Here is a 12,063-nt window from a genome sequence, read left to right as displayed (position 1 = left end):
TCAGGCGAAGCGCAGGAACCCGGTGAACAGCAGCTCCCGCACGCGCGGCAGGAGGTCGGCGCGTAACGCTCCGGCATCCACGTCGAGCAGGTCGGCGATCGCGTCGATCAGCACGCCGACCGGCAGGTCGCCGTCCGACGCCCCGACAAGCGCCGCGAGGGCGGGATCGACCTCGATCGTCCGGGCCAGCGCGCCGCCCTGCCTGAGCTCCAGCACCGAGGGGTCTTCGGCGCCCGGCAGGTGGTGCCGCGCCTCGGTGACGTCGCCCGCGACCTCGAGCACGCAGGACGCGAGGGCGGCGTCGTTGAGGGCGGCGAGCGCGTCCGATGCCGCGAGCGCCTCGGCGAGGTGGCCGCCGAGCGATCCATCGCCGAGGGGCTGGGGCACGCGCTCGAACCGCCGCAGAGTGGGCATCCCGGACGCCGCGCGCCGCAACACCAGATAGCCGAACCCGACCGCGGTGACGCCCCGCGCGGCCAAGTCGTCGAGCCACGCGCCGACCAGGTCGGCGTAGCCGGGTGTCCCCGCGGCACTCGAGGCACCCGGCGCTGTCCCACCGTCCCGCACCCACAGCTCGGCGTAGGCCAGCGGATCGAGCAGCTCGCGCTCGATCACCCAGGCGTCGAGCGGCACGGGCGAGGCATCCACCCACTCGCGCACGCGATCGAGGCCGTCGGAACCTGCGTGATACTCCCAATTGCCGAGCAGTTGCGCGGTGCCGCCGGGCGCGAGCACCTCGCCGACGCCGGTGACGAAGGCGGCGACCAGGTCGTCGCCCGCAAACCCGGCATCCCGGTATTCGTACGCCGGCACACCCGCGACGCGCGGCGTGATCACGAACGGCGGGTTCGAGACGACGCGGTCGAAGAGCTCGCCGCGCACCGGGTCGAAGAGGCTCCCGAGACGCGTCTCGATGCCATCGACGTCGTTCAGGAGCGCGTTCAGCCGCGTGAATGCGAGAGCGCGCGGCGAGACATCGGTCGCGACGACGTCGCGGGCGACCCGTCGCGCTCGCAGCGCTTGGATGCCGCAGCCCGTGCCGACGTCGAGAACACGCCCCGCCGGAGTCGGCAGCTGCAGACCCGCGAGCGTCAGCGAGGCGCCACCGACCCCGAGCACATGACCCGTGGGCAGAGGTCCGCCGAGGGCCGCCTCATCGAGGTCGCTCGCGATCCACCACTCGCCCGCGCTCGACCCGCTCGGGTCGGCGTCGGCGGCGGCGTCGTCGGTGTCGGTGAAGTCCTGGGGTCGTACGAGCGCGGCGGGCTGCACGGTCTCTCCGTGGATCCTCGCGAGCCCCAGGGCCACGAGCCCCGAAGCGCGCGTTCGGGGGAGCGCTGTGTCGACGGATGCCCGAGGCGTGGGCGCGCCCAGAAACAAGAGACGCGCGAGCGTCGCCGAAGGAGTTTCGGGCTGGGCTGCGAGGGCGGCGAGGGCGGGGCCGTGCAGGCCGTGTCCGACCGCTTCGTCGGCGAGGGGGCCCCAGGCGCCGCGCACGGCGTCGGCGGTGTAGCCGGCGTCGAAGAGGTCGGCGCGTAACGCGGCTGTCAACGCCGCGTCGGGGTTCGGGTCGGGGATCGGGTCGGTCATCATGAGTGCTCGCCGGGGTCTGGAGTCGTGAGAGGCGGTGCGCCTGCGGCAGGCCCACAGACACCCCACCCTAGAATCGCACCTGATCGTGCGGCCCGGTTCGCACAGGATTCGACCCCCGCCATGACCTCCATCGCTCCTGCCGCCGCACGCCGCGCCCGCCGTTCCGCGGCCCGGTGGACGGCGCGCGCCGCGTCGATACTCGCCGCGGCCCTGCTGCTCACGCCGGCCCCGGCCGCCGCTGTCCCCGCGGCGGTGTCCGTCGCGCAGCCGTCGACCCTGTCGGTCGCTGTCGGCGGCGATGGAGTGGTCCGCGCGGACCAGCCGCTCACGGTGCGATTGTCGGCGCAGAACACCAGCGACGAACCCACCTCAACCGTGACCGTCGAGCTTGCGACGTCGGCGACGGCGTTGTCCACGCACGACGCGGTGTCCGCCTGGCTTGCGAGCACCGACGCCGATCCGGCCCGCACCGAATCACCCCTCGGCACCCTGGAGGTTCCGAGCGCTCCGGCCCGAGGCAAGGTCACCGCCGCGGTCGAGCTCGACCCCGCGACCGTCGCCGGGCTCGCACCCGGCGTCTACCCGCTGCGCGCCTGGCTCGCCGACCAGCCCTCCGAGTCGGCCGCGGTCAGCGTTCTCGTCGTGCCGGGCGACACGGGCGGCGGCGCGCTCAGCGTCGTCGTTCCGATCGTCGCCGAGCCGGCCGCGGGGGGGCTCCTCAGCTCCGACGAGCTCACCGACCTCACGGGACCGGGCGGCGACCTGCGCGTCCAGCTCGACGCGCTCACCGGAACCGCGGTCGTCCTCGCCGTCGACCCGGCGATCGTCGCCGCCATCCGTGTGCTCGGCTCCTCCGCTCCCCCCGTTGCGTCGACGTGGCTCGACGACCTCCTGACGCTGCCCAATACGCGCTTCGCGCTGCAGTTCGCCGACGCCGACCTGGCAACCCAGGTGGCGGCCGGTCTCACCGCCCCGCTGACCGTCACCGACCTGACGCCGTTCATGTCGACATCCGATTTCACGCGCACCCCCACTCCGACGGCGTCGCCCACGCCGTCCGAATCGCCCACGACGTCACCCACAGCGTCACCGACCGCGGCGGCGTCGCCGTCCCCCACCTCGACGACGTCGCCCGACGCGCCCGCGCTCCCCAGCCTCGCCGAGCTCACCGACATCGGACCGACCATCGGCACGGTGTTCTGGCCGGCGACGGGCTCCGCCGGCTCCCGCGAGGTCTCGACCCTCGCGGCGCCGCCGACGCCAGACGGCACCGCCCCGCTGACGCTCGTCGACTCTACTTCGATCGATTCCGCACCCGGCGCCGTGACGGGCGGGGCGTGGGCGGATGCCGCGGGCGCGCCGCTCCTCGTCTACGACGCCGCGACCTCGGCGGCGCTCGCCCGCGCCTCCCTCACCGACGCGCCCGTCGAGCGCGCCGGTGCGCTCGCGGCGGCATCCGCCCACGCCGCGCTCGATGCCGGCGCCGCACCGGACGCCGCCCTCCTCGTCGTCGTCGATCGCGCGACGACCCGCTCGGCGGCGGGGCTTCGCGACACGATCGTCACGGCATCCGGGCTCGCCGGACGCACCGCGACCGACCTCACGGCGCTCACCGCGGGCACGCCCGAGCCCGTCTCGCTGGTCGATGTGCCGGTGGATGCCGACCGCGCTGCGACGGCGCAGAGCCTCCTCACCGGCGAGGCGGAGATCGGCGCCTTCTCGTCGATCCTCACCGATCCGGCGGTGCTGACCTCTCCCGAGCGCGCCGAGATCCTCCAGCTGCTCGCGGCGGGGTGGCGTGACCGGCCCACGCAATGGGAGGTCGCCGTCGACGCGCATCGAGAGCAGACGACGGCCACGCTCGGCTCGGTCGCGCTCATCCCTCAGAGCGACATCACCTTCGCCACGACGAGCGCGCCGCTGACCTTCACCGTGCGCAACGAGCTGCCCTGGCCCGTCACGCTGACGCTGCTCACCTCCAACGACGACCCGCGACTGGTCGTGCAGTACGCGACCCCGGTGCAGGCCGGTCCTCTGCAGAACACGCGCATCGGCGTGCCCGTCGAGGCGCGCGTCGGGAGCGGCGAAGCGACGCTCGGGCTGCAGCTGCGGAGCCCCACCCAGGTCGCGATCGGCGACCCGGTCACGGTGCACGTCGCCGTACGCGCCGAGTGGGAGTCGGTCGGCATCGCGGTCATGGCCGTGCTTGTCGGCGGGCTGATCATCGTGGGCATCGTCCGCACCGTCCGCAAGCGCCGTCGAGCGCGCCGCGCCGAAGCGCAGGAGGCGAGCGGCGAGGCAGGGTGATCGCGGAATGCGGCGCGGTTACCATGTGTTGAACGCACAGTGCGAAACGCACTGGGGCCCGATTCATGGGCACCGCAGACGAAGGGTAGCGACGTGCGACAGGTCATCATCATCGGCTCCGGGCCGGCCGGATACACGGCCGCGATCTATGCGGCGCGGGCGAATCTCACGCCGCTGCTCATCGCCAGCTCCGTCGAGGCCGGCGGCGAGCTGATGAACACCACCGAGGTCGAGAACTTCCCGGGCTTCCCCGAGGGCATCATGGGTCCCGACCTCATGGCGCGCATGGAGGAGCAGGCGCGCAAGTTCGGCACAGAGGTGCTCTACGACGACGTGACCGCGCTCGACCTCTCCGGCGACATCAAGAAGGTCACGCTCGGCAGCGGCGCGGTCCACGAGGCCGAGGCCGTCGTGTTCGCCACCGGCTCCGCACCCCGCAAGATCGGCATCGAGGGCGAGCAGCGTCTCTCCGGTCACGGCGTCTCGTACTGCGCGACGTGCGATGGCTTCTTCTTCCGCGAGCAGCAGATCGCGGTCGTCGGCGGCGGCGACTCCGCGATGGAGGAGGCGACCTTCCTCACGAAGTTCGCCTCGAAGGTGTACGTCATCCACCGCCGCGACGAACTGCGTGCCTCGAAGATCATGCAGGAGCGTGCGCTCGCGAACGACAAGATCGAGTTCGTCTGGAACAGCGAGATCATCGACATCCTCGGCGTCGACGCCGTCACGGGCGTGGTCCTCCGCGACACCGTCGACGGGTCGACGCGGGAACTGGCGCTCACCGGGGTATTCGTCGCGATCGGCAACGACCCGCGCACGCACCTCGTGCACGGCCAGCTCGACCTCACCTCCCACGGCACCGTCTGGGTCGACGGACGTTCGTCACGCACCTCGGTGCCGGGCGTCTTCGCCGCCGGTGACGTCATCGATCCCACCTACCGGCAGGCCGTCACCGCCGCCGGCAGCGGCACGACGGCGGCCCTCGACGTCGAGCACTTCCTCGCGGCGCGCGGCGACGCGGGAGCGCCCGAACGCGACGCGAGCGAGATCGACGGCCTCACCGACGCCGATGCGCTCACCGGAGCAGCCTGAGGCTCTTCTGTGCGGCGGAACAATCACCGCGCACGCCGCGTTCCACACCCTGACGCATCCGCGTCGGAAACGTAAGGAGAAGGACATGACCGCCAAGGCCACGAGCGAAAGCACCTGGCAGCAGGACGTCATCGACGCCGAAGGGCCCGTCCTGGTGGACTTCTGGGCCGCGTGGTGCGGTCCGTGCCGCATGGTCGGACCCATCCTCGACGAGATCCAGTCGGAGAACAGCGACAAGATCACGGTTCTCAAGCTCAACGTCGACGAGAACCCGAACCTCGCCATGCAGTACCAGATCACGTCGATCCCCGCGATGAAGGTGTTCAACAAGGGTCAGGTCGAGAAGACGATCATCGGCGCGAAGCCGAAGTTCGCTCTCGAGCAGGACCTCGCGACCTACATCGCCTGACCGGCGTACATCACCTGACTCTCAGGTGAGCGGGCTCAGGATGCCTCGGCACGCGCCGGGGCATCCGGGTCCATCGGCGCCGACCAGGTGCGGTGCGGTTCGCTGCCGAGCAGCCGCCACACCGCGCGCGTGAGCGCCGGATACTCCAGTGCGATCTGGCGTAGCACGCGATAGTTCCTCGTGGCACTTGGCCGCTTTCCGCCGTCACCGATGATGTTCTCGGCACGGAGCGTCAGCACGACCAGCTCGTCCACCGACGGCAGGTCTTCCATGAAGTCCCACGGGTCTTCGCCGTCGCGGAGGCGCTCTTCGACCAGCACCGACAGCTCATCGGATGCCTCGGCGCGCAGCAGCTCGAGGCTGGCGCGGCGCGGGGCGAGGGGCTGGTCGGTCACCGTTCCAGCCTACGTGGAGGATTGTCCGGTGGGCTCGAGTCGGCGGCCGGTCAGACCGCGCCGTACTCCGTCTCGCCGAGTTCACCAAGAATGCGGTTGAGATCCTGGATCGTGGCGAAATCGATGTTGATCTGGCCTTTTCTCGCGGTGAGCGAGATCTTGACCTTGGTGTTGAGGCGGTCACCGAGACGCTCCGCGACATCGTCGAGATGTGCCCGACGCGCGCCGGCCTTCGGGGCGACGGTCGTGCGGCTCCCGGCATCCGACGACTTCGCCGCCGCTTCGGCAGCGCGGACGGAGAGATCCTCGTTGACGATCTTGTCGGCGAGGCGCTGCATCGCCTTCTCGTCGTCGAGCGAGAGGATCGCCCGCGCGTGACCGGCGCTGAGCACGCCCGCGGCGACGCGCTGCTGCACCGGGACCGGCAGTTTGAGCAGCCGGATGGTGTTGCTGATCTGGGGCCGCGAGCGACCGATGCGCGTCGCGAGCTGCTCCTGCGTGATGCCGAAGTCCTCGAGCAGCTGCAGGTAGGCCGAGGCCTCTTCGAGGGGGTTCAGCTCGGAGCGGTGCAGGTTCTCGAGCAGCGCGTCGCGCAGGAGGTCTTCGTCGGCCGTGTCGCGGACGATCGCGGGGATCGATGTGAGGCCGGCTTCGCGCGACGCGCGGGTACGGCGCTCCCCCATGATGAGCTCGTAGGCGCCGTCCTCGTTGGTGCGGACGACGACCGGCTGGAGGACACCGAACTCGCGCACGCTGTGCACGAGCTCGGCGAGCTCGTCGGCGTCGAAGTTCGTGCGCGGCTGGCGCGGGTTCGGGACGATTTCGTTGGGGTCGATGTGGACCAGGCGTGCGCCCGGCACAGCGACGAGCTGGGTCTGCGCGTCGGGAGTCGGAGCCGCCGGCTCAGCCGTGGCCTCGGCATCCGCCGTCCCCGCGTCATCGGGCGTGACGGTTTCCGTCGGAGCGACGGCCTCCGCCTTTGTGGCGGCGTCGGCCTCCTTCGCAGCTTTCGCCGCTCTCGCGGACGTGCCGGGGAAGAACACGTCGACAGGGCGCGCCTCCGCACTCTCGGTCGTCGGGATGAGTGCGCCGATCCCCCGACCCAGACCCGTTCGCTTCGCCATCAGTTCTCCTCTTGCTTGGACTTCGCCTGCTCGCGCTGCACCAGTTCGACGGCGGCTTCGCGGTACGAGATCGCGCCGACGGACTGCGGGTCGTACGCGATGACCGTCTGCCCGAAGCTCGGTGCCTCTGAGACACGCACGGTGCGCGGGATGACGGTGCGCATCACTTCGTTGGGGAAGTGATTGCGGACCTCCTCGGCGACCTGCTGGGCGAGGCGCGTGCGGCCGTCGTACATCGTCAGCAGGATCGTCGACAGGTGCAGCGTGGGGTTCAAGTGCTTCTGGATCATCCGGATGCTGCCGAGCAGCTGGCTGAGGCCCTCCAGCGCGTAGTACTCGCACTGGATCGGGATCATCAGCTCGCCCGCCGCGGTGAACGCGTTGATCGTGAGTAGCCCGAGTGAGGGCGGGCAGTCGATCAGCACGAAGTCGAGATGGTCGTCGGATGCCGCGAGGTACTCCTCGAGGGCTGTGCGCAGGCGGTGTTCACGGGCGACCTGCGAAACGAGTTCGATCTCGGCGCCGGCGAGGTGGATGGTGCTCGGCGCGCACAGGAGGTTGGGCGATTCCGGGCTGGTCTGGATGATGTCGGCGAGAGGGAACTCGTCGATGAGGACGTCGTAGACACTCGGGGTGTCCGCGGTGTGGGGGACGCCGAGCGCGGTGGAGGCGTTGCCCTGCGGGTCGAGGTCGATCACCAGGACGCGAGCGCCCAGCGAGGCGAGCGCGGCGGCGACGTTGACGGTCGTCGTGGTCTTGCCAACGCCGCCCTTCTGGTTCGAAATCGTAAGGACACGCGTGCTCGTCCCGTCGAAATCCAGCGACACGGCATCCAACGCCTTGCGGCGCGACGTGAGGTCAGCCAGTTCGCGTGCGATGGGGCTGTCATCGATGGAGAAGGGTGCGGAAGTGGTCGCGTTCTCCGATTCCGGCACCATGCACTCCTGTCTTTCCGGGGGACCTTTCCACTGTAGTCGAGGCCTCTGACGCCCGACGCCACCACGGCGGCCGTCCCGCGTTTCACGTGAAACACGACACTGGTTCAGTGAGCGGCTCGGCTTGGTGTTTCACGTGAAACGCTGGGGTCGCTTGCAAGATTCAACTCCTTCCACCACGGCATCTCCCACCCTCTCTCTGACCGAGTACCGCGCTTAGCGCGGTGTGTCGAGTCACACCCGCAAGGTCTTGTGTTTCACGTGAAACACAAGATCCGCGCCCAAGGGAGCTCGGTCCCGCGTATTCGATCAACGCTCGCCGCTTCATTCGTCCGCATCCCTGCACCTGCTTCTCGCGCGCGAAGGCCTCCCCAACGTTCGGGAAGTCCTCGAACTCGACGAGCTTTACGGGCCGACGTCTTTTCGTGCATTCAGCGCCCTCGCCGACGTCGTGTAACCGGACGAGATGCTCGTGTGCACCATCCGTAAACAACGGCGTGATCGAGTGGGTTGTGGAAGAAGCCGATTCTTGCGAAGTGGTTTCGACATGCGGGACCTCCCCGCTACTCAGCCACCGATCCACGCCACCGGTGACCGAGTGCCGCGCGGCCCGCGGCGTGCCGCGATCACCCCGGACTGGATGTTTCACGTGAAACGGCACGTGGGCTCGACGCGGGGCTACGCCCCCTACTCAACCGCTGAAACGTTGCGGCACGAGGCGACGCCGGTGATCGAGTGCCGCGCACTCCGCAGTGTATCGAGATCACTCGCAGTCGATGTTTCACGTGAAACGACACGTGGTCTCGACACGCGGGTTGCGCCCGCTGCTCAACCACCGAGGGGCGCGGTCTCCGGGGAGCGAGTGGGGTCAGCGCACGGTCGCGCGGATCACGCGGGTGGGCTCGGAGATCACGCCTTCGCCGACCGTCTCCACGCGCACGTCGGCCAGCTTGAACTTGCGGATGGCCTTCTCGGCCGCACCGATCTCATTCTCGGCGTTCGCGCCCTTGAGGAGGATCAGCTCGCCACCCGGGCGCACCAGCGGCGCGGTCACCGGAATCAGCGTCCTCAGCGCGCTCACCGCCCGCGCCGTCACCGCATCGAGGACGCGCCCCTGCGTCCATTCCTCGCCTCGACCGCGCACGATCTCAACGTTGTCGAGGCCCAAGGCATCCTTCTGCTCGTGCAGCCACGCGACTCGGCGCTCCATCGGCTCGATCAGGACCCACTGGACGTCCGGGCGAGCGATCGCCAGCACCAGTCCCGGTAAGCCGGCACCCGACCCGATGTCACCCGCCCGCGCACCTGCCGGAAACAGGGGAGCCGTGACGGCGGAGTTCAATACATGCCGCGTCCACAGCCGCGGAGGCTCGAGAGGCCCGATGAGCCCCCGTTCCTCACCCTGCGCCCCGAGCGCTTGCGTGAACGAGCGCGCCAGCTCGAGGCGGTCACCGAAGACGACCGATGCCTCGGCGGGCTCACTCTCGACCATCACGTCCACTGTGTTTCACGTGAGACACCGCACTCGCGGAGTTCAGCCCCGGCGGATGACCGTGTGGCGATCCGCGCCTTCGCCGTACGACTCGGACGTGAGTCCGCGATCGGCCACGATGTCGTGCACCAGCTTGCGCTCGTAGCTCGACATCGCCGGCAGGGATGCCTGGAACGCCCCATCGTCCAGACGCGCCACGGCGCGGTCGACGAGCTTCTCGAGCTGACGCTGACGCGCATCGCGCGACCCGCCCACATCGAGGATCAGTCGCGAGAACCGTCCGGTCTGTGCCTGCACGGCGATCCGGGTCAGCTCCTGCAGGGCCTGGACCGTGTCGGGATCCGAGAGCAGGCGCAGCGCGTCGGCATCCTCATTCTCCACCGAGACGTACGCCCGTCCGCCGCGGACGTCGAGTTCGAGGTCGCCGTCGATATCGGCGATGTCGAGCAGGCCCTCGAGGTAGTCGGCGGCGATGTCGCCCTCCTGCTCGAGCTGCTCGACCGTCGCGCCCTCGCGAGCAGACGGTGCGCTATCGGCGCGCTCGGTCGTCACGTCATCCGTCGTGTTCGTCATTCTCGTCTCACCTGTCACGATTCGGTGTTCGGCTTGTTCTTCTGGGCCTGCTTCTTCGCACGCTGCTTGCTCACCGGCTGCTGCCGCTTGGGCGCCTGCTCCTTGGCCTTCTGCGCCTCTTCATACAGACGCTGCTGTTCGGCCTGGTACTTCTCCAGCGGCACGACCTTGCCCGAGGCATCCACGGCCTTGCCCTTGCGTGCGAGGCGCTCCTCACGAGCCTTCGCCGCGTCCGAACCCGGGGTGGGCAGGTTTCGGATGACCAGGAACTGCTGCACCATCGTCCAGATGTTGGAGGTGAACCAGTAGATGACGACACCGAGCGGGAAGAAGACGCCCGAGAAGATGAACGCCAGCGGCAGGACATACAGCATGATCTTCTGCATCTGGTACGCCTGGCCGGTCTTGGCCTCGGGCGACAGGTTCTTCGAGATGATCTGCAGCTGCGTGATGAACTGCGACGCGATCATGAGGATCACGAGGATGATCAGGATGATCACCGTGGCGGTCTGGTTGGTGTTGATCGCCTCGATCATGTTGACGTGCAGCGGCGCGACGCCGAAGAGCTTCGCTTCGTAGAACTGCCACGTCAGTTCCTTGTTGAGCAGTCCGACACCGCCCACACCCCACTCGGCGTGCTTCTTCACATCGCTGAGCGTGTAGAACATGCCGAGGAGGATCGGCATCTGCACAAGCAGCGGCAGACAGCTCGACACGGGTGTCGTGCCGTGCTTCTTATACAGCGCCATCGTCTCGCGGCTCATCGCCTCACGAGAGAGCTGATCCTTCTTACCGCGGTACTTCTCCTGAACTTTTCGCAGTTCAGGAGCAATTTCCATCATCTTGCGCTGGCTCTTGATCTGCCGAACGAAGAGGGGGATGAGTGCCGAACGAACGACGACGACCAGACCGATGACCGACAGCACCCAGGTCAGGCCCGCGTCGGGAGCGAGCCCGAGCGACGTGAAGATCCAGTGCCAGAACACGAGGATCGCCTCGACGACCCACTTGAACGGCCACATGATGGCGCTGAAGAAGTCGAGACCCTGCGCGGGGGCGGGCGTCGTCGGCGTCGGCACCACCGGGGTGGGTGTCGCCGCGAAGCGATACAGCAGATCCAGCACGGATCAGTCCTTTCTCGGCGGCACAGCGTGGGTGCCGTCTGTGGATGGCACGACGAACCCGTGCCGGGTCAGATCGTGACGGAAGTCCCGGTGCGGCGGAACGTCGTCGATGCCGCCCCGCGCCCACGGGTGACAGCGCGCGAGCCGACGTGCCGTCAGAGCGCTGCCCTTGACCAGCCCGTGCTGCTGCACGGCGCCGACGGCGTAGGCGGAGCAGGACGGGTAGTACTTGCAGACGTCGCCATAGAGGTGCGAGATCGTCGCGCGGTACGTGTGGAGAAGAGCCAGTCCGGCGTTCCGGGGGAGCAGCGGCACAGAGCCGAGGACCCCGGACGCCGAGAGCGATCCGGTCCCCAGGGAGTAGGAGGGCAGGGTCGTGACGCTCACGCGGCGGCCCGCGGTGTGAAAGAGCGTGTCAGGCAGCGGGTGACATCGGCGCGGAGAGCGGCGAAATCGGCGGATGCCGCGGAGGGCAGTGCCCGGATGACGACCTCCGCGCCAGGGTTCACCTGGGGAAGGACCTCGGCGCAGACGGCCTTGAGCCGGCGGCGAACGGTGTTGCGGGTCACGGCGGTTCCCACCTGCTTGCTCACGATGAAGCCGAACCGCGCCGGGCGGTCTTCGGGCGTCGCGACGACGTAGGTGACGGTGTGCGGACCGGCGCACCGAGTGCCCCTACGGACGACGGCTTTGTACTCCGCCCCGCGGGTGATGCGATTCCCGCGCGCCAGCACTTCGGTCGCGTCAGGCCGAGAGCTCGGTGCGACCCTTGGCGCGGCGCGCCGACAGGATCGACCGACCGGCACGCGTACGCATGCGGGCACGGAAGCCGTGCTTCTTGGCGCGGCGGCGGTTGTTGGGCTGGAACGTGCGCTTGCTCATGTGGATCACTCCGGATCGGCGGGTCACCCGAACGCTCTAAGACCGGGGACACAGGTACAGGGGACAGCCCGTGTGGGCATAAGTCAACCGATTTAGGGTACGTCGAGTGCCGCCGAAACTCAAACCGAGCCGTGCGG

At 69.1% G+C, this 12,063-nt stretch carries 13 protein-coding genes; 3 read left to right on the top strand and 10 right to left on the bottom strand.

Annotated elements, in window-relative coordinates:
- Entirely contained in the window at positions 1-1,593 is a 1,593-nt protein-coding gene (locus ACRVYW_RS12840; protein ID WP_431805134.1) for a DUF7059 domain-containing protein, read from the bottom strand.
- Between the two features lie 120 nt (positions 1,594-1,713).
- Here ACRVYW_RS12840 and ACRVYW_RS12835 point away from each other — a divergent pair, with 120 nt between their 5' ends.
- From ACRVYW_RS12835 to trxA, 3 genes are all read left to right on the top strand, one after another.
- A complete protein-coding gene (locus ACRVYW_RS12835; protein ID WP_431805133.1) occupies positions 1,714-3,900 on the top strand; it encodes a DUF6049 family protein in 2,187 nt (728 codons plus the stop codon).
- A gap of 93 nt (positions 3,901-3,993) precedes the next feature.
- On the top strand, positions 3,994-4,992 hold the full coding sequence (gene trxB, locus ACRVYW_RS12830; protein WP_431805132.1) for a thioredoxin-disulfide reductase: 999 nt from the start codon (positions 3,994-3,996) through the stop codon (positions 4,990-4,992).
- A gap of 85 nt (positions 4,993-5,077) precedes the next feature.
- Positions 5,078-5,401 carry a thioredoxin gene (trxA, locus tag ACRVYW_RS12825; protein WP_431805131.1) on the top strand — a complete coding sequence of 108 codons (324 nt, stop codon included), beginning with the start codon at positions 5,078-5,080 and terminating at the stop codon, positions 5,399-5,401.
- Between the two features lie 35 nt (positions 5,402-5,436).
- On the opposite strand, the gene ACRVYW_RS12820 is transcribed toward trxA, so the two are convergent.
- From ACRVYW_RS12820 to rpmH, 9 genes are all read right to left on the bottom strand, one after another.
- Positions 5,437-5,796 carry a tryptophan synthase subunit alpha gene (locus ACRVYW_RS12820; protein ID WP_431805130.1) on the bottom strand — a complete coding sequence of 120 codons (360 nt, stop codon included), beginning with the start codon at positions 5,794-5,796 and terminating at the stop codon, positions 5,437-5,439.
- A gap of 50 nt (positions 5,797-5,846) precedes the next feature.
- Positions 5,847-6,920 carry a ParB/RepB/Spo0J family partition protein gene (locus ACRVYW_RS12815; protein WP_431805129.1) on the bottom strand — a complete coding sequence of 358 codons (1,074 nt, stop codon included), beginning with the start codon at positions 6,918-6,920 and terminating at the stop codon, positions 5,847-5,849.
- Positions 6,920-7,855, bottom strand: a complete 936-nt coding sequence (locus ACRVYW_RS12810; RefSeq protein ID WP_431805179.1) for a ParA family protein — start codon at positions 7,853-7,855, stop codon at positions 6,920-6,922. The genes ACRVYW_RS12815 and ACRVYW_RS12810 overlap by 1 nt, the downstream gene beginning before the upstream one ends.
- An 868-nt stretch (positions 7,856-8,723) precedes the next feature.
- Positions 8,724-9,347 (bottom strand): 16S rRNA (guanine(527)-N(7))-methyltransferase RsmG, encoded by a 624-nt coding sequence (gene rsmG / locus ACRVYW_RS12805; protein WP_431805128.1) that lies wholly within the window; start codon positions 9,345-9,347, stop codon positions 8,724-8,726.
- A gap of 42 nt (positions 9,348-9,389) precedes the next feature.
- Positions 9,390-9,920, bottom strand: coding sequence for a protein jag (locus ACRVYW_RS12800; RefSeq protein WP_431805127.1), 531 nt, complete (start codon positions 9,918-9,920; stop codon positions 9,390-9,392).
- Between the two features lie 14 nt (positions 9,921-9,934).
- The gene (yidC, locus tag ACRVYW_RS12795; protein WP_431805126.1) at positions 9,935-11,044 is read right to left on the bottom strand and encodes a membrane protein insertase YidC; all 1,110 of its coding nucleotides are present in this window, start codon (positions 11,042-11,044) and stop codon (positions 9,935-9,937) included.
- Between the two features lie 3 nt (positions 11,045-11,047).
- Positions 11,048-11,416: a membrane protein insertion efficiency factor YidD gene (gene yidD / locus ACRVYW_RS12790; RefSeq protein ID WP_431805178.1), complete on the bottom strand. Its 369-nt coding sequence runs from the start codon at positions 11,414-11,416 to the stop codon at positions 11,048-11,050.
- A gap of 11 nt (positions 11,417-11,427) precedes the next feature.
- Positions 11,428-11,778, bottom strand: coding sequence for a ribonuclease P protein component (rnpA, locus tag ACRVYW_RS12785; RefSeq protein WP_431805125.1), 351 nt, complete (start codon positions 11,776-11,778; stop codon positions 11,428-11,430).
- 10 nt (positions 11,779-11,788) lie between these two features.
- Entirely contained in the window at positions 11,789-11,926 is a 138-nt protein-coding gene (rpmH, locus tag ACRVYW_RS12780; RefSeq protein ID WP_005054680.1) for a 50S ribosomal protein L34, read from the bottom strand.
- Positions 11,927-12,063: the final 137 nt, after the last annotated feature.

The sequence above is a fragment of the Microbacterium sp. bgisy203 genome, from assembly GCF_965345155.1.
GTDB lineage: Bacteria > Actinomycetota > Actinomycetes > Actinomycetales > Microbacteriaceae > Microbacterium.
Note: the sequence above shows the minus strand (reverse complement) of the source record. Positions and strands in the feature narration are given on the sequence as shown.

Coding starts and splice junctions, on each gene's coding strand:
- ACRVYW_RS12840 (WP_431805134.1), bottom strand. CDS start 1,593: ATGATGACCGACCCGATCCCCGACCCGAACCCCGACGCGGCGTTGACA.
- ACRVYW_RS12835 (WP_431805133.1), top strand. CDS start 1,714: ATGACCTCCATCGCTCCTGCCGCCGCACGCCGCGCCCGCCGTTCCGCG.
- trxA (WP_431805131.1), top strand. CDS start 5,078: ATGACCGCCAAGGCCACGAGCGAAAGCACCTGGCAGCAGGACGTCATC.
- ACRVYW_RS12815 (WP_431805129.1), bottom strand. CDS start 6,920: ATGGCGAAGCGAACGGGTCTGGGTCGGGGGATCGGCGCACTCATCCCG.
- rsmG (WP_431805128.1), bottom strand. CDS start 9,347: ATGGTCGAGAGTGAGCCCGCCGAGGCATCGGTCGTCTTCGGTGACCGC.
- ACRVYW_RS12800 (WP_431805127.1), bottom strand. CDS start 9,920: ATGACGAACACGACGGATGACGTGACGACCGAGCGCGCCGATAGCGCA.
- rpmH (WP_005054680.1), bottom strand. CDS start 11,926: ATGAGCAAGCGCACGTTCCAGCCCAACAACCGCCGCCGCGCCAAGAAG.